The 16756-nt window shown below is 39.2% G+C and carries 16 protein-coding genes; 3 read left to right on the top strand and 13 right to left on the bottom strand.

Features of this window, described 5'->3' with window-relative positions:
- Positions 1–17: 17 nt before the first annotated feature.
- The 3 genes from fusA to rpsL all read right to left on the bottom strand — a co-directional run bounded on the left by fusA (position 18) and on the right by rpsL (position 3156).
- On the bottom strand, positions 18–2102 hold the full coding sequence (fusA, locus tag IGK81_RS00385) for an elongation factor G (RefSeq protein ID WP_010720460.1): 2085 nt from the start codon (positions 2100–2102) through the stop codon (positions 18–20).
- 78 nt (positions 2103–2180) lie between these two features.
- Positions 2181–2651, bottom strand: coding sequence for a 30S ribosomal protein S7 (gene rpsG / locus IGK81_RS00380; protein WP_010720461.1), 471 nt, complete (start codon positions 2649–2651; stop codon positions 2181–2183).
- Positions 2652–2742: 91 nt separating this feature from the next.
- Positions 2743–3156, bottom strand: coding sequence for a 30S ribosomal protein S12 (rpsL, locus tag IGK81_RS00375; protein WP_002294318.1), 414 nt, complete (start codon positions 3154–3156; stop codon positions 2743–2745).
- Positions 3157–3464: 308 nt separating this feature from the next.
- Here rpsL and rpiA point away from each other — a divergent pair, with 308 nt between their 5' ends.
- From rpiA to gpmA, 3 genes are all read left to right on the top strand, one after another.
- Positions 3465–4148: a ribose-5-phosphate isomerase RpiA gene (rpiA, locus tag IGK81_RS00370; RefSeq protein WP_010736793.1), complete on the top strand. Its 684-nt coding sequence runs from the start codon at positions 3465–3467 to the stop codon at positions 4146–4148.
- Positions 4149–4285: 137 nt separating this feature from the next.
- Complete coding sequence (locus tag IGK81_RS00365; RefSeq protein WP_010720463.1) at positions 4286–4867, top strand: recombinase family protein; 582 nt, start codon at positions 4286–4288, stop codon at positions 4865–4867.
- A 308-nt stretch (positions 4868–5175) separates the two neighbouring features.
- A complete protein-coding gene (gene gpmA / locus IGK81_RS00360; protein WP_010720464.1) occupies positions 5176–5862 on the top strand; it encodes a 2,3-diphosphoglycerate-dependent phosphoglycerate mutase in 687 nt (228 codons plus the stop codon).
- Between the two features lie 54 nt (positions 5863–5916).
- On the opposite strand, the gene deoD is transcribed toward gpmA, so the two are convergent.
- From deoD to IGK81_RS00310, 10 genes are all read right to left on the bottom strand, one after another.
- Positions 5917–6624 (bottom strand): purine-nucleoside phosphorylase, encoded by a 708-nt coding sequence (gene deoD, locus IGK81_RS00355; RefSeq protein ID WP_034697702.1) that lies wholly within the window; start codon positions 6622–6624, stop codon positions 5917–5919.
- A gap of 21 nt (positions 6625–6645) precedes the next feature.
- Complete coding sequence (locus tag IGK81_RS00350) at positions 6646–7464, bottom strand: purine-nucleoside phosphorylase (RefSeq protein ID WP_010736792.1); 819 nt, start codon at positions 7462–7464, stop codon at positions 6646–6648.
- A gap of 212 nt (positions 7465–7676) precedes the next feature.
- Complete coding sequence (deoB, locus tag IGK81_RS00345; protein ID WP_034697699.1) at positions 7677–8843, bottom strand: phosphopentomutase; 1167 nt, start codon at positions 8841–8843, stop codon at positions 7677–7679.
- A gap of 97 nt (positions 8844–8940) precedes the next feature.
- Positions 8941–9897, bottom strand: a complete 957-nt coding sequence (locus tag IGK81_RS00340; protein ID WP_010720468.1) for an ABC transporter permease — start codon at positions 9895–9897, stop codon at positions 8941–8943.
- Positions 9897–11030 (bottom strand): ABC transporter permease, encoded by a 1134-nt coding sequence (locus IGK81_RS00335; RefSeq protein WP_010720469.1) that lies wholly within the window; start codon positions 11028–11030, stop codon positions 9897–9899. Before IGK81_RS00335 ends, IGK81_RS00340 begins: the two co-directional genes overlap by 1 nt.
- Positions 11023–12585: an ABC transporter ATP-binding protein gene (locus tag IGK81_RS00330; protein WP_010720470.1), complete on the bottom strand. Its 1563-nt coding sequence runs from the start codon at positions 12583–12585 to the stop codon at positions 11023–11025. The genes IGK81_RS00335 and IGK81_RS00330 overlap by 8 nt, the downstream gene beginning before the upstream one ends.
- A gap of 502 nt (positions 12586–13087) precedes the next feature.
- Entirely contained in the window at positions 13088–14170 is a 1083-nt protein-coding gene (locus tag IGK81_RS00325; protein ID WP_010720471.1) for a BMP family lipoprotein, read from the bottom strand.
- Positions 14171–14243: 73 nt separating this feature from the next.
- Positions 14244–14642, bottom strand: a complete 399-nt coding sequence (locus tag IGK81_RS00320) for a cytidine deaminase (protein ID WP_010720472.1) — start codon at positions 14640–14642, stop codon at positions 14244–14246.
- 17 nt (positions 14643–14659) lie between these two features.
- Positions 14660–15322 (bottom strand): deoxyribose-phosphate aldolase, encoded by a 663-nt coding sequence (gene deoC, locus IGK81_RS00315; protein WP_034697697.1) that lies wholly within the window; start codon positions 15320–15322, stop codon positions 14660–14662.
- A gap of 14 nt (positions 15323–15336) precedes the next feature.
- The gene (locus IGK81_RS00310) at positions 15337–16638 is read right to left on the bottom strand and encodes a pyrimidine-nucleoside phosphorylase (RefSeq protein ID WP_034697695.1); all 1302 of its coding nucleotides are present in this window, start codon (positions 16636–16638) and stop codon (positions 15337–15339) included.
- Positions 16639–16756 lie beyond the last annotated feature (118 nt).

Genomic DNA, 16756 nt, shown 5'->3' with positions numbered 1-16756 from the left:
GATCTTGTTTTAAGAAATTATTCAGCTTTACCGCCGTTTTTCTTAATGATTTCTTCTTGGACTGATTTAGGAACATCTTCATAGTGGTCAAATACCATCATAAATGTACCGCGTCCTTGAGTTGCTGAACGCAATGTTGTTGCGTAACCGAACATTTCAGCCAATGGAACAATCGCATTAACGATTTGTGAGTTACCATGTGCTTCCATACCTTCAACGCGACCGCGTCGGCTAGTTACGTGTCCCATGATATCACCTAAGTAATCTTCTGGAACAGTAATCGTTACTTTCATCATTGGTTCTAAAATAACAGGACGTGCGTGTTTTGCAGCAGCTCTTAAAGCCATAGATGCAGCAACACGGAAGGCTGTTTCATTTGAATCGACGTCATGGTATGAACCATCGTAAAGTTTTGCTTTGATATCCACTAATGGATAGCCAGCAAGAACACCGTTATTCATAGATTCTTCTAGTCCTTTTTCAACAGCAGGGATGTATTCACGAGGAACGACCCCACCGACGATTGCATTTTCAAATTCGAAGCCTTTACCTTCTTCGTTTGGTGTAAATTCAACCCATACGTGACCGTATTGACCTTTACCACCAGACTGACGTACGAATTTACCTTCAGCTTTTGTTGCTTCACGGAATGTTTCACGGTATGAAACTTGTGGAGCACCAACGTTTGCTTCAACTTTAAATTCACGTTTCATACGGTCTACTAAAACGTCTAAGTGCAACTCACCCATACCTGAGATAACAGTTTCACCAGTTTCAACGTTTGTTTCAACTCGGAATGAAGGATCTTCTTCAGCAAGTTTTTGCAACGCAACACCCATTTTATCTTGGTCTGCTTTTGATTTAGGTTCAACAGCAACTTGGATAACTGGGTCAGGGAATTCGATTGACTCAAGAATAACCGGTGAGTCTAATGCACATAATGTATCCCCAGTTGTTGTATCTTTCAATCCAACAGCAGCGGCGATATCACCTGAGTACACTTTATCAATTTCTTGACGAGTGTTGGCGTGCATTTGTAGAATACGTCCGATACGTTCTTTTTTGCCTTTAGAAGCGTTCAATACATATGAACCACTTTCAAGGACACCAGAATAAACACGGAAGAAAGTTAGACGACCTACGAATGGGTCAGTCATTACTTTAAACGCTAATGAAGCAAAAGGAGCTTCATCGTCAGCTGGACGTGTTGTTTCTTCGTCTGTTTTTGTATCGATCCCTTTGATTGCTTCGATATCAACTGGAGAAGGCAAGTAATCAAGAACGGCATCCAACATTAATTGAACCCCTTTGTTCTTGAACGCTGAACCAGCTAATACAGGGAAGAATTCAACATTAATTGTTGCACGGCGGATACCAGCAATCAATTCTTCTTGTGTGATTTCTTCACCTTCAAGATATTTCATCATTAGTTCTTCGTCTGTTTCAGCAACAGCTTCGACTAATTTTTCGCGCCATTCTTGAGCTTGTTCTAAATATTCTTCAGGAATTTCAGTTTCTTGAATATCTGTTCCTAAGTCATTTGTATAGATTTCAGCTTTCATTTTAACCAAGTCGATGATACCAGTGAAGTTTTCTTCAGCACCGATTGGCAATTGGATTGGATGCGCGTTTGCTTGCAAACGATCATGCAATGATTTTACTGAGTACAAGAAGTCCGCACCGATTTTATCCATTTTGTTACAGAATACGATACGAGGCACTCGGTACTCAGTTGCTTGACGCCAAACTGTTTCAGTTTGAGGTTCAACACCTGACTGTGAGTCAAGTACAGTTACCGCACCATCTAATACACGTAGAGAACGTTGAACTTCAATTGTGAAGTCTACGTGTCCTGGTGTGTCGATGATGTTTACACGGTAACCTTTCCACTGCGCTGTAGTCGCAGCAGATGTAATTGTGATACCACGTTCTTGTTCTTGTTCCATCCAGTCCATTTGTGAAGCTCCTTCGTGGGTTTCACCAATTTTATGGATTTTACCAGTATAGTACAAGATACGCTCTGTTGTTGTAGTTTTACCTGCATCAACGTGAGCCATGATACCAATATTACGAGTTTTTTCTAGCGAAAATTCTCTTGCCATTTTCTTACTCCTCTCTTTATTTAAATCGATTGTAAATTGACTTTCTGCTGTCGTTTAACCCAACAGGCAGAGAGGATCTTACCAACGATAATGAGCAAATGCACGGTTGGCATCAGCCATTTTATGAGTGTCTTCACGTTTTTTAACAGAAGCACCAGTGTTGTTTGCAGCATCCATGATTTCTTTTGCTAAGCGTTCTTCCATTGTGTGTTCACCGCGCAAGCGAGCGTAGTTTACTACCCAACGAAGAGCTAAAGTTGTACGACGTTCAGGGCGAACTTCAACTGGTACTTGATAGTTTGAACCCCCAACACGACGTGCTTTAACTTCAAGAACAGGCATAACATTTTTCATAGCTTGTTCAAACACTTCTAATGGATCATTACCTGTAGATTCTTTAATCAAATCAAAGGCGTTATAAATAATACTAGCTGCAACACCGCGTTTTCCGTCAACCATTACACGGTTGATCAAGCGAGTTACTAATTTTGAGTTATAAATAGGATCTGGTAAAACATCACGTTTTGCAACAGGACCTTTACGTGGCATCCGTAACTCCTCCTTCCGAAATATTCTTCATAGTAATTGCCTTACTCTCTTAACATAGTAAGAACAAGTTTCATTTGTTTAATAATTAAAATTAAGCTTTAGGTTTTTTAGTACCGTATTTAGAACGGCTTTGTTTACGGTCGTTTACACCAGCTGTATCAAGTGCACCACGAACGATATGGTAACGTACCCCTGGTAAGTCTTTTACACGTCCACCGCGTAGTAATACTACGCTATGTTCTTGTAAGTTGTGACCAATCCCTGGGATATAAGCAGTAACTTCAATTAAGTTTGACAAACGAACACGAGCATATTTACGTAAAGCTGAGTTCGGTTTTTTAGGTGTCATTGTACCCACACGTGTTGCTACCCCACGTTTTTGAGGAGAGTTCACGTTTGTTTGAGTTTTCTTAAAGCTGTTATATCCTTTGTTCAAAGCAGGTGAATTAGATTTTTCCACCTTTGATTTACGAGGTTTACGTACTAATTGGTTAATTGTAGGCATTCCTTGTTTCCTCCTTCCCACGATTCGCGTCTAGTTCCACACATCCAGGTGGTTCTTTTTTTGCGATAAAAAATAAATGCAATTCTGCATCTTTATCAAATATGCTTTGATAAACAGTCAGCACGTCTCTTTACTAGAGACCTGTAGATAAAGCACCTTGGTTAGGATATCATGAATAAAGTACTCTGTCAACCAGTGTTATGTATTTTTTTTAGCCATTTGAAATTAAAAAAAGGACGCTATCTTTTTCCAATCATTCAATATAAAATAGCTATGAATAGAGACGAAAAAAAAGGTGGGAACAACAGATGAATTTGAAACAAGCAGCTGGAATTGAAGCAGCTAAATTTGTGAAGGACGGAATGATCGTTGGTTTGGGTACCGGTTCTACAGCCTATTATATGGTAGAAGAAATTGGTAGAAGAATGCGTGAAGAAGGATTAAACATCACTGGTGTCACTACATCGAATGCCACTAAAGAACAAGCAGAAAAATTAGGTATCCCTCTTAAGAGTATTGATGAAGTACCCGTAGTTGATCTCACGATCGATGGTGCTGATGAAATCAGTAAAGCATTTCAAGGAATTAAAGGTGGTGGCGCAGCATTACTTTTTGAAAAAATTGTTGCTACGTATTCAAAACAAGTCATTTGGATCGTTGATGAATCAAAATTAGTGGAGCAACTTGGGCAGTTCCCTCTTCCAGTAGAAGTGATTCCTTATGGCGCTCAACAATTGATGCGGATCTTTGATGAGAAAGGTTACCAACCTGTTTTACGTCAAACCGAAACAGGTCAGATAGTCAAAACGGACAGTGGTCATTACATTATTGACTTACATTTAGAAGTGATCAATGACCCTGAAGCTTTAGCAACGTACCTTGATCAACTGGTTGGTGTCGTTGAACATGGACTGTTTTTAAATATGGTTTCAAAAGTCGTTGTCGGCTCCGCACAAGGCGTATCAATTATCGACTCACCTCATCAAAAATAACAACCCTGATATTAGTTATAAAAATTAGCAAAAATAGTTCATTTTAAAAACATAAAAAAACTATCTTTTCAATGGACTTTATGCTACATTTTTACTGTTATCTATAGACAGAAAATCATTGCTAGAAAGGAATCACCATGAAGATTATTGGTTATGCACGCACAACCATAAATGATGTTGATCTTACAACACAAGTGGAGCAACTCTCTAATTTTGGTTGTCAGGAGATTTTTCACGAGACATACAAGTCTAAAGATGCGGTGTCTAATAATATTTGTTTAGAAAAAGTAATCAAGGAAATGCGACAAGGCGATACTTTAGTTATCTGTCAACTTCATCGTCTAGGGAAGTCTACTCGTCAGCTAACAGAACTCACACAATTATTCAAAGATCGTGGCTTACACCTAGTTAGTATCCAGGAAGAGATCGATACGCGTACACCGATGGGGAAAATCTATTTTCAACTAATGGAAGGATTAGCCATTATGGAGTGCTCTTTAATCAAGGAACGGACACTTGTCGGGTTAGATGAAGCACGTAAAAAAGGTAAAATCGGGGGTCGTCCAAAAATCGATCCAAAAACAATTAAAAAAATTCGTCGGCTTTATTATGAGAAAAAAGAAACGATCCAATTAATTTCTACTAAATGTGGTGTATCAGTCGGAACCTGTTATAAATATATCAATCTTCCAGAAAAAGAGATTCAGCAATTATCTTAAACGACTGCCTACATCTTGATATTCTTTCATTTAAAAATGGATTGGCGCAACAAACGCAGACTGTCTGCTAAAGACGAATCAACTGTATATAATGAATAGGTAGGTGGATCAATGACAGTGCAGCCATTGATCCACCTACCTCTGTTTATCTGTCACTGTAAGAATTATTTTTGTTTTTTTATCTGTCTATCTTCTGATTTTCCCTTTCATTAACTTCATTTTTCAATGGAAATCTAGTCAAAAAAATTGTACAATAAAGCAGAACTGAAATTTTCAGAAATATAACCTATTTTAAAGGAGAGCTAAACATGCCAAAATTAGTTTTTTCTCGTCATGGTCTTAGTGAATGGAATGCATTAAACCAATTTACTGGTTGGGCTGACGTAAACTTAGCACCAGAAGGAATCGAAGAAGCCAAAGAAGGCGGACGCAAAATCAAAGAAGCTGGAATTGAATTTGATGTTGCTTACACTTCAGTTTTAACTCGTGCCATCAAAACATGTAATTTGATTTTAGAACACTCAGATCAACTTTGGGTTCCTCAAATCAAATCATGGCGCTTAAACGAACGTCATTATGGTAAATTACAAGGATTGAACAAAAAAGAAACAGCTGAAAAATATGGAGATGACCAAGTACACATTTGGCGTCGTTCATACGACACTCTTCCTCCATTGATGGACGAAAGTGACGAAGGTTCTGCTGCAAACGATCGTCGTTATGCAATGTTAGACAAACGCGATATTCCTGGTGGCGAAAACTTGAAAGTTACTTTAGAACGTGCTTTACCATTCTGGCAAGACGAAATTGCTCCAGCTTTACTAGACAACAAAACTGTTTTAGTAGCTGCACATGGTAACTCTCTACGTGCTTTAGCAAAACACATCGAAGGAATTTCTGATGAAGATATCATGGATCTTGAAATTCCAACTGGTCAACCACTTGTTTATGAATTAAACGATGACTTGACAGTTGCTAAAAAATACTATTTATAATAAATAAAAAAAGTGGGCAAGCGATTCAATTGAATCACTCGCTCACTTCTTTTATTAATCTGCGATTGCTGTTTCTAATCCGACTTCGATCATTTCGTTAAATGTCGTTTGTCGTTCTTCTGCAGTTGTTTCTTCTCCGGTAAGCAAATGGTCACTCACTGTCATGATTGCTAATGTTTGGACATGATATTTTGCTCCCAAATAGTATAAAGCAGCTGCTTCCATTTCCACACCTAGCACACCTAGTTCAGCTAATTTAAACGTTTCTGTTGAATCATCTTTATAAAATGAATCTTCCGAGAGAACATTCCCTACATGTGTGGTAAATCCTTTGTCTTTTGAAATTTCATACGCCTTCAACAATAAATTAAAATCACTGATCGGCGGAAAATGAAAGGCTTGGAAATTTTTCTCGATCATCGAAGAACTAGTAGCTGCTCCTTGAGCTAAAACAAGATCACGAACATGGACATCTTTAGATAATGCACCACATGTGCCCACTCGTATCAATTTTTTCACACCGTATGAATGAATCAATTCATGGGCATAGATCGTCGCTGACGGCATCCCCATCCCCGTTCCTTGTACCGAAATACGTTCGCCTTTGTAGGTTCCAGTAAAACCTAACATCCCACGAACTTGGTTGTAACATACTGGATCTTCTAAAAATGTTTCAGCAATATATTTTGCTCGTAAAGGATCGCCTGGAAGTAGTATTTTATCAGCGATCTCTCCTTGTTTTGCTTCAATGTGTACGCTCATCTGACACTCTCCTTGATTCAGTTATAGTAATACTAATACTTCTTTAATCAATGCCTTAAATGATTGTTTGACACGTTGCGTTGTTTCCACCACTTCTTCATGGTTAAGGTTCGCTTGCATGCCTGCTGCTAAATTAGTGATACATGAAATGCCGAGAACTTTCAATCCGCTATGTGCTGCAACGATCACTTCTGGCACAGTGGACATTCCGACTGCATCTGCTCCCATCGTACGTGACATCCGAATCTCTGCTGGTGTTTCATATGTTGGTCCAGAATAGCCCATATATACCCCTTCTTTAAGAGTCAAATCTAATTGGCTTGCAGCCTCTTTGGCTACTTCACGGTAAGTTAAGGTATACGCCTCGCTCATATCAGGGAAGCGTGGACCGATCTCATCTTCGTTAGGACCAATCAATGGGTTTTGACCTGTGAAGTTGATATGATCAGTAATCAACATCAAATCGCCAGGAACAAATGATTCATTTACCCCACCACTTGCATTCGTGACAATCACCGAATGAGCCTTTAATGCTGCCATTACCCGCACAGGATAAGTAACAGTTTGCATTGAATGACCTTCATAAAAATGGAATCGTCCTTGCATTGCCAAAACTTTTTTACCAGACAAGGTACCATAGACTAATTGACCAGCATGGCCGACAACTGTTGATGTTGGGAAAAATGGGATTTGGTCATAAGGAATCACGATCGCTTCCTCGATTTCTTCCGCTAACTCTCCTAAACCTGAACCTAAGATCAAACCAAAATCAATTTCTTTTACGCCCTTTTCTAGAATAAATTGAGTCGTTTCTTGTAACATTTCGCTTAATTGGGTCATTTACTTTCTCCTATTAACTATTTTTTTCTACAGAAGTCAAGAGGTTAGAAGCCCTGTCGTTCGACTAGCTAAAAAAACAGGTATGCCTGATTAACAAGGCTTTTTCACCTCTTGATTGATACTGTTAAAGCAAGATGGCTCTTTGAACAAAATGATTGACCTATCTTAGTTACGCTTTTTCAGGTCAAATTTTCAAACGCGGTCTGTCATTCCTATTTCAAAAATTTTAAGAAACTTTCGCCGTTTTCGGTAGCAGGAACATCGAAGTTTTCAGCAATCGTTGCTGCAATATCTGAATAGTAGCCTTGTGGCAAGCTTCCTTGTCCTTGCATTTTTTTGCTGAAAACTAATAATGGTACATATTCACGTGTATGATCTGTTCCAGGGAATGTTGGATCATTTCCATGGTCAGCAGTAATCATCAGTAAGTCGTCCTCTGCCATTGCCTCTAATATTTCAGGAATACGTAAATCAAAATCTTCAATTGCGTGGGCATAACCTACAACATCCCGACGATGTCCAAATAATGCATCAAAATCAACTAAATTAGTAAAACTGATCCCTGTAAACTCTTTTTTCATCACATTTAATAATTGGTCAACGCCATCCATATTGCTTTTCGTACGGACGAACTCTGTAATTCCTTGTCCGTTGAAGATATCGTTGATTTTTCCAACAGCGATAACGTCTTTTCCTGCTTCTTTTAATGAATCTAAAACCGTATGCCCGAATGGATCCAATGCGTAATCATGTCGGTTGCTCGTACGAGTAAAATTACCAGGTTCTCCAACGTAAGGTCGCGCAATAATTCGACCAATCATGTATGGGTCGTCTTTAGTAATGTCACGAACGAACTGACAAATCCGATAAAGTTCTTCTAAAGGAATAATTTCTTCATGCGCAGCAATTTGTAGAACCGGATCTGCGGACGTATAGACGATCAAATCACCAGTTTTCATTTGATGTTCACCATAGTCATCTATAACAGCGGTTCCACTATATGGTTGATTGCAAACAATTTTGCGTCCTGAGAAGTCTTCGATTTGTTTGAGTAATTCATCAGGGAAACCGTTAGGAAATACTCGGAATGGTGTCTTGATGTTCAGACCCATGATTTCCCAGTGACCGGTCATTGTATCTTTTCCTACAGATACTTCCTCCAATTTAGTGGCATAGCCTTGGTGGTTTTTAACCGCTTCGACACCTTCTAATGGGCGAATCGTTCCTAATCCTAACTGTTCTAAATGAGGAATTGTCAAACCAGCTTCTTTTGCGATATGCCCTAGTGTATCTGAACCTTTATCACCAAATTTTTCAGCATCTGGCGCTTCACCGATTCCTACTGAATCCATGACAATCAAATGTACGCGTTTAAACATGATTATTCCTTCTTTCTTTTTTATTATTGCTATTAAATCAAAAAGGGCGAGTCGAAAAAACATTTCCCGTAACCCACCCTTTTTATTCACTAAAAGTTTATTTTGATTTTATATAATTTTTACCGTTTGCTTTAGGTCCAGATGCTTTTCCTAAGAACGCTACTAACACAATAACGGTTAATAGGTAAGGTGCAATCTGCAGCAATACTGGCGGTATCGAAGAAATCACTGGTAATTGAGCCCCGATGATACTTAAACTTTGCGCAAAACCAAAGAATAAAGAAGCGCCCATGGCCCCTAGTGGATTCCATTTACCGAAGATCATAGCAGCCATTGAGATAAACCCTTGACCTACGATCGTTCCGGCAGAGAAATTCCCTGAAATCGATTGAGCAAATACTGCGCCACCCATTCCGCCAAGTAAACCAGAGATCAATACCCCAGAATAACGCATCGCGTAAACATTGATTCCCAATGTATCCGCTGCTTGAGGATTCTCACCCACTGAGCGTAAGCGAAGTCCAAACTTTGTCTTAAAAATAATAAACCAAGCAAGAATCGCAATTAAAATGGCACAATAAGCTGGTAAAAATGTATTTTTAAAGAAAATTGGTCCAATCACAGGGATTTTTGATAATCCAGGAAATGAGAAATATCCTAAGTTAACTGAAATATTATCAGTTTGTCCTTTTCCATACCATGTTTTGATCAAAAATACACCCAAAGCTGGTGCCATCAAGTTGATAACTGTCCCGCTGATGATATGGTCTGCACGTAAACTAACAGTTGCTACTGCATGTAATAAAGAGAATAACACACCAACTATCCCACCGACTAAAATAGCGATCCATGGTGTCATGTCTCCTAAGGTAGGACTCATGGTTAGATTAAATACTACCGCACTGAAAGCACCCATAACCATGATGCCTTCTAAACCTACATTGACAATCCCACTTCGTTCAGAAAAAGTTCCACCTAAAGATGTAAGAATTAATGGTGTTGAATAAACCAACGTTGAAGTGAGGATTAAAGCAATTAACTCAGTTGTTGACATTATAATTCTCCTCCTTCTTGACTCTGATTTGTTGGTTTCGATTCAACAGTCTCCACGATCGCTTCTTGTTTTTTACCTTGGAAGAATTTCGCCATAATGAAACGAATCAAGAAGTTGATCCCAACAAAGAAAATAATCAATGCAATCGATACATTTACGATTTCAAATGGTATACCGGCACCTGTTTGCATCCCCAAACCACCGATTTTCAAGATACTGAACAAGAGTGCTGAAAGTAAAATTCCAATCGCTGAACCAGAACCTAACAGTGACACAGCCATTCCGTCAAATCCGATGGCTAATGAAGTTGTTTGGACGAAAAAGTTTTGATACGTTCCTAATCCTTCGACTACTCCACCAAGTCCTGCTAAAGCGCCTGAAATCATCATGGAGAAGACGATCGTACGTTTACTACTCATTCCAGCATACTCAGAAGCAAAAGGATTTAGACCTACCGAACGAATTTCAAAGCCTAACGTCGTTTTCTTCATCAATAGCCAAACAACAACCAGTGCAATCAATGCTAAAAACAAACCAGCATTTACACGAGAACCGCCAAACATTTGTGTCAGCCAAGGTAATCTAAGAGAAGCATTTTGCCCAATCAAATTTGAAGAATCTAAGCTTGAACGATACGTATCCGGCATGATGTCATGTAAAGCAAAAGTACTTAAATAAAGTAAAATATAGTTCATCATAATAGTGACGATTACTTCACTTGTACCGAAAAAGGCTCTTAACACCCCTGGAATAGCAGCAGCCAAGGCTCCTGCCAAAGCACCTAAAATCACACAAGTCGGTAATAAAATGACTTTTGGCAGATCAGGAAAGGCAAGTGCTACCCACACACTAACGATCCAACCACAGAGTGCTTGTCCCGAAAGCCCGATATTGAAGAATCCTGCTGAGTTCGCAACAGAAAAACCTAATGCAGTAAAAATCAACGGTGTTGCTTGCCGTAATGTTTCACCAATACTTCTTTGAGAACCAAGGGACGCATTTAACATTGAAGAATAACCTTGGCCTGGGTTATAACCAAAAGCTGCCATCAAGATAGCACCTAAAACTAAACCTAGAATTACCGAAAAAATAGGAACTAGGAGATTACGTATCTTTTCATTGCGATCATTCATGTGCGCCACCAACCTTTTCTAACTCTTTTCTTGCTTCTTCTAAAGAATAGCCCGCCATAAGTAATCCTAGTTCATTTTCAGAAGTTTCTTTTGGATCAACGATTCCCACGATTTTTCCTTCGTGGAGTACCGCAATACGATCAGAAACATTCAAAATTTCTTCTAATTCAAAACTAATCAATAAGACCGCTTTGTATTTGTCTCTTTGTTCAATCAAACGTTTATGAATAAACTCGATTGCTCCAACATCTAGCCCACGTGTCGGATTAGCAACGATCAACAAGTCAGGATCACGATCGATTTCCCGAGCAATAATTGCTTTTTGTTGATTCCCACCTGATAATGCTTTCGCTGGCACAAGTTCATTCGTTGTTCGAACATCATACTCTTCGATTAATTCTCGTGCATGTTCATTGATCAACGAATAATTCAATAAGCCATTTCTACTGTAAGGTTTTTGGTAATAATTTTGTAAAGCAATATTCTCCGCTAACGTCATATCCAGCACTAAGCCATACTTATGACGGTCTTCGGGCACATGTCCTACACCAGCCTCCGTAATTTTTCTTGGCTTTTTATTCGTGATATCTTCATCTTTTAAGCGAATTGTTCCACTTTCTGCTTTACGTAAACCGGTTAACGCCTGGATCAATTCTGACTGCCCGTTACCATCAATACCAGCAATTCCTAAAACTTCTCCTGCTCGTACTTCTAAACTTAGGTCTTTGACTGCGTCCAATCCTCGGTTTTCTTTAACCACTAGATTTTCAATCGATAACACAACTTCTTGAGGCTGACTTTCTTTCTTCATTGTCTTAAATGAAACCGTACGTCCAACCATCATATCTGCCAATTGTTGTGAAGAGACATCTTTTACATTTACTGTCCCAATCCCTTTACCACGACGGATAACGGTACAACGATCTGCTACAGCTTTAATCTCATCTAACTTATGGGTGATCAAAATGATCGATTTTCCTTCTTTGACCAACTCTTTCATGATTACAATCAGTTCGTCAATCTCTTGTGGCGTTAATACTGCTGTAGGTTCGTCAAAAATCAAGACATCTGCCCCACGATAAAGTGTTTTTAAAATTTCTACCCGTTGTTCCATTCCAACAGAGATATCTCGGACATACGCATCAGGATTGACCGATAAACCATATTGTTCAGAAAGCTTTTGGATTTCTTCACGTGCTTGGCGACGATCAAGTACCCCTGCTCGACTTGGCTCACTTCCCAAAACAATATTTTCAGTAACAGTAAATGCATCCACAAGCATAAAGTGCTGATGGACCATTCCGATACCTAGCTGGTTCGCTTTTGTCGGACTTGTAATTTTCACTTCTTTCCCATGCATCAGTATTTCACCTGATGTTGGCTCTAAAAGGCCTGAGAGCACATTCATCAAGGTTGATTTTCCGGCACCATTTTCTCCAAGTAAAGCGTGGATCTCTCCTGCTTTCACTTGCAAGTTGATGTTGTCATTTGCTTTGAACGTACCAAACTGTTTGGTGATATTCCGCATTTCGATGACAATATTTTCTTGAACCACAATTTTTCACATCCTAACGATTTCTATCTAGGCAACGATTAACAAAGATTTTTCATAAAATCTCAAATTGAAGCAAAAACTTCAGGGGATTATTCCCTTATCAAGAGGCTGTGAAAAGAGCGTTTTGACCTGAGCATTAAGGAAGAAAATCTCGAAACAGCTTTTCATGTTTTGAGATTTTTTGACTTAATGCCGAAGGTCAGCTCTTTGAACGCCGTTTATCAAGAGGCTGTGAAAGAAGCGTTTAGCTCCGAGCAAATAAGAGAGGATTTTTTAAAATAGCTTCTCATATTTTTAAAAATCATCGCTTATTGTTGAGGAGCTGCTTCTTGAACGCCGTTTAGTAAGAGGCTGTGAGCAGCATGTTCTACTTCAAGAATTAAGAACAAAAAAACGAAAATAGCTTCTCAGCAACATCTTGATAAAGAAACAATCGTTAGTTATTTACTAAACCATAGCCTTGTCAAACAATTGTCCAACAAGGCTATAGAAATTCGTTTGATTATTTTTCAGGAGTTTCTGGTACTTTGATATCTCCTGAGATGATTTTTTCTTTTGCTTCATTCACAGCTTTTTCTGCTTTTTCTGAAAGTTGACCTTTTGTGATACCAACACCGTCTTCTTTCAATCCGTAAACGGTATGTTCTCCACCAGGGAAATCACCGTCAGCTGATTTTTGAGCTAAGTCTTCAACAACAGTTCCTACACCTTTTAGAGTTGATGTCAAAGTAAAGTTTTTCTTTTCACCGTTTAAAGTGTATTCGCCTTCGTCCGATTGGTCACGGTCAACCCCGATAACCCAAACTTTTTTGTCGCCTGATTCGTTTAATGATTTCGCTTCTTGGAATACACCGTTACCAGTACCACCAGATGCGTGGAAAATGATATCTGCATTTTGTGCATACATTCCTTGAGCAATTGAACGTCCTTTATCTGGCGCTGAGAAGTCTCCTGCATATTGATTCAAGACTTTAATTTCTTTGTTTAAAGCTTTTGCACCAGCATCTACACCAGCTTTGAATCCTGCGTCAAAACGATCGATTACTTCACCTTTTACCCCACCAATGAAACCAACAGTGTTTGTTTCAGTTGTGTAAGCTGCGGCAATCCCAGCAAGATAAGAAGCTTCGTTATCTTTAAATGTTGCTGAAACCACGTTGTCTTTGCCGTCGATAACGTCATCAATAATAGCAAAGTTTGTTTCAGGATTTGATGCAGCTTGCTCTTCAATAGCTGGTTTCAATTTATAACCAATACCAAAGATTGTTTTAAAACCTGCATTCAAAGCTTGGTCAATATTAGGGATATAATCTGATTCATTTGCTGATTGGAAATATTGGAACCCATCATTCCCACGTGATAGATCATGATCTTTCCCCCAAGCTTGTAGTCCTTCCCAAGCTGACTGGTTGAATGAACGGTCATCAACACCGCCCGTATCTGTTATCAATGCTGCAGTTGCTGTTTTTGAACCGCTGTTTCCACCGGTTGAATCAGTTGAATCTGATCCGCTGCCACATGCGCCCAATAATAACCCAGCAGATAACGCTACAGCACTTAAACCAAATAATTTTGCTTTTTTCATTTCTGTAAAGCCCCCTAAAATAATTGTTTTATTTTTCAACAGTCAGCTGACTGAATGAACATGAGTGATAATTCTATAGATCTTTTTCTGTAAAGGCGTAAGGTAATAGTTCTTTAACCGTCATTGCCTTAGTCACACCGTTATCCCCTACTAAAGTTACCGGCATGTCTGGTACACAAAACTCAGCCATTACTTGACGACAAGCACCACAAGGAGAAATTGGCTCTGGCGTATGACCAGCCACTACTAAATGAGTAAACTCTTTTTCTCCTTCAGAAACAGCTTTGAAAAAAGCCGTGCGCTCCGCACAATTGGTTAAACCAAACGAGGCATTTTCGATGTTGACTCCTTGATACGTTTTTCCAGATTCAGTGACTAAACATGCACCTACTGGAAAATGTGAATATGGTACATATGCTTTATCCAATGCTTCTACTGCAATGTTGATCCATTCTTGCTTCACTTCTGTCATAAGCTTCCCCTTACTACTTAATAGCCTTCGCCAGTAGATCCTGACATAATCGAAACTCCTGCACTGGTACCAATTCTTGTCGCACCAACTTCAATCATTGCCAAAGCTTCAGCTTCGTTATGGATACCACCAGATGCTTTTACACCCATTTCAGGTCCAACAGTTTCACGCATTAAACGAACATCTTCGACTTTTGCTCCTCCAGTTGAAAATCCTGTAGAAGTTTTAACAAAGTCTGCCCCAGCAGCTTTTGCCAGCTCACAAGCTTTTACAATTTCCTCATGATTTAATAAAGCTGTTTCGATGATGACTTTGACTAAAGCACGATCTTTGGCCGCTGCAACCACTGCTTCAATATCTTTTTGGACTTTATCAAACTGTTGAGACTTCATTGCCCCAATATTGATGACCATATCCACTTCATCTGCGCCATTTTCAATCGCATTTGTAGTTTCAAAAGCCTTAGTTTCAGCAGTATTAGCTCCTAAAGGAAAGCCAATTACTGTACATACTGCCACTGGTTCGCCTTTTAATTGTTCTTTTGCTAGTGCGACCCATGTTGGGTTGATACAAACAGAATAGAAATGGTATTTCTTTGCTTCTTCAATAATTCGCATAACGTCTTCTTGAGAAGCATCTGCTTTTAAGATGGTGTGATCGATCATTCGGTTCAATTCCATTTTTTTCTCTCCTTTTATTCGGTGATGATATCATGTATCAATGTAGGCTTTTCAGCCGAGTCACTAATTTGGATATTTTGATAGAGCAATTCTTGAACAGAAGAAATCTCTTTTGTATTACTGTAGATTGTCAACAATGATTCTCCCTCTTTTACAGGATCACCAATTTTTTTATTTAATTTAAGACCAACTGCGTGATCAATATCATCTTCTTTAGTTTTGCGTCCTGCACCTAACATCATAGCTGCAATCCCCAACTCATTCGCAACGAGTTTTGAGACAATACCACTCGATTTGGCTGGCAACTCAACAACATACTTAGCTGTCAGTAACCGTTCTGGTTGGTCTACGATAGAGTCATCTCCACCTTGATTACGGATCATTTCCTTAAATTTGTCTAAGGCTTTGCCAGATTCTAGTGCTTCTTGTAGCAAACTTCTAGCTTCTTCGATTGTTGCTGCTTGATTGGCTAAGACCACCATCTGACTCCCTAATGCATAACACATTTCCAGCAAGTCTTCTGGTCCATTGCCGTTTAACGTTTCAATTGCTTCCACAACTTCAAGACTATTACCAATTGCTTCACCAAGAGGTTCAGACATATCAGAAATTACGGCTACTGTCTGACGATGAGCTAATTTTCCAATACTAGTCATTGTTTTTGCTAAACGTCTAGCATCTTCAATATTCTTCATAAAGGCGCCGTCACCTGTCGTCACGTCTAAAACGATCGCATCTGCTCCTGCGGCAATTTTCTTACTCATGATCGAACTGGCAATCAAAGGAATCGAATCCACTGTCGCAGTCACATCCCGCAAAGCATAAAGTTTTTTATCTGCTGGTGCAAGATTTCCTGATTGTCCAATAACAGCCACTTTACTCTCATTGACAATTCGGATAAACGCTTCATCAGAAAGCTCGATTTGAAATCCAGGAATTGCTTCTAGTTTATCCAGCGTACCACCTGTATACCCCAAACCTCTACCAGACATTTTGGCAACTGTAACACCCACACTTGCGACTAAAGGTGCTAAGATCAACGTTGTCGTATCTCCCACACCACCTGTAGAGTGTTTATCCACTTTGATCCCATCTAAAGGACTTAAATCAATGACATCTCCTGAGTGGGCAATGGCAAGTGTTAAATCCGTGATTTCTCTATCGGTCATATCTTGATAAAAGATCGCCATCAACAATGCGCTGATTTGATAATCTGGAATTTCACCATTCGTGTATTTTGTAATAATATACTCGATTTCTTTTGTCGATAATTCATTTCCGTCTCGCTTTTTTTCAATCAGATCCACCATTCGCATTGCTTGATCCTCCTCGTCTTCATTCGGTATTATACAGGAATTTTCCAAAAGGTAAACCACTTTAGTAAACCAGTTTACTAAGAATACAAAGAGCTACTCACCGCCTTTGTAAACACTT

Origin of the sequence: Enterococcus sp. DIV0703, assembly GCF_051711065.1 — a bacterium.
GTDB classification, from domain to species: domain Bacteria; phylum Bacillota; class Bacilli; order Lactobacillales; family Enterococcaceae; genus Enterococcus_B; species Enterococcus_B hirae.
This window is presented reverse-complemented; position numbering and strand designations above follow the sequence as displayed.

Coding starts and splice junctions, on each gene's coding strand:
- rpiA (WP_010736793.1), top strand. CDS start 3,465: ATGAATTTGAAACAAGCAGCTGGAATTGAAGCAGCTAAATTTGTGAAG.
- IGK81_RS00350 (WP_010736792.1), bottom strand. CDS start 7,464: ATGACCCAATTAAGCGAAATGTTACAAGAAACGACTCAATTTATTCTA.
- rpsL (WP_002294318.1), bottom strand. CDS start 3,156: ATGCCTACAATTAACCAATTAGTACGTAAACCTCGTAAATCAAAGGTG.
- fusA (WP_010720460.1), bottom strand. CDS start 2,102: ATGGCAAGAGAATTTTCGCTAGAAAAAACTCGTAATATTGGTATCATG.
- IGK81_RS00340 (WP_010720468.1), bottom strand. CDS start 9,897: ATGTCAACAACTGAGTTAATTGCTTTAATCCTCACTTCAACGTTGGTT.
- rpsG (WP_010720461.1), bottom strand. CDS start 2,651: ATGCCACGTAAAGGTCCTGTTGCAAAACGTGATGTTTTACCAGATCCT.
- deoD (WP_034697702.1), bottom strand. CDS start 6,624: ATGAGCGTACACATTGAAGCAAAACAAGGAGAGATCGCTGATAAAATA.
- IGK81_RS00310 (WP_034697695.1), bottom strand. CDS start 16,638: ATGCGAATGGTGGATCTGATTGAAAAAAAGCGAGACGGAAATGAATTA.
- IGK81_RS00320 (WP_010720472.1), bottom strand. CDS start 14,642: ATGACAGAAGTGAAGCAAGAATGGATCAACATTGCAGTAGAAGCATTG.
- IGK81_RS00365 (WP_010720463.1), top strand. CDS start 4,286: ATGAAGATTATTGGTTATGCACGCACAACCATAAATGATGTTGATCTT.
- gpmA (WP_010720464.1), top strand. CDS start 5,176: ATGCCAAAATTAGTTTTTTCTCGTCATGGTCTTAGTGAATGGAATGCA.
- IGK81_RS00335 (WP_010720469.1), bottom strand. CDS start 11,030: ATGAATGATCGCAATGAAAAGATACGTAATCTCCTAGTTCCTATTTTT.
- IGK81_RS00325 (WP_010720471.1), bottom strand. CDS start 14,170: ATGAAAAAAGCAAAATTATTTGGTTTAAGTGCTGTAGCGTTATCTGCT.
- deoC (WP_034697697.1), bottom strand. CDS start 15,322: ATGGAATTGAACCGAATGATCGATCACACCATCTTAAAAGCAGATGCT.
- deoB (WP_034697699.1), bottom strand. CDS start 8,843: ATGTTTAAACGCGTACATTTGATTGTCATGGATTCAGTAGGAATCGGT.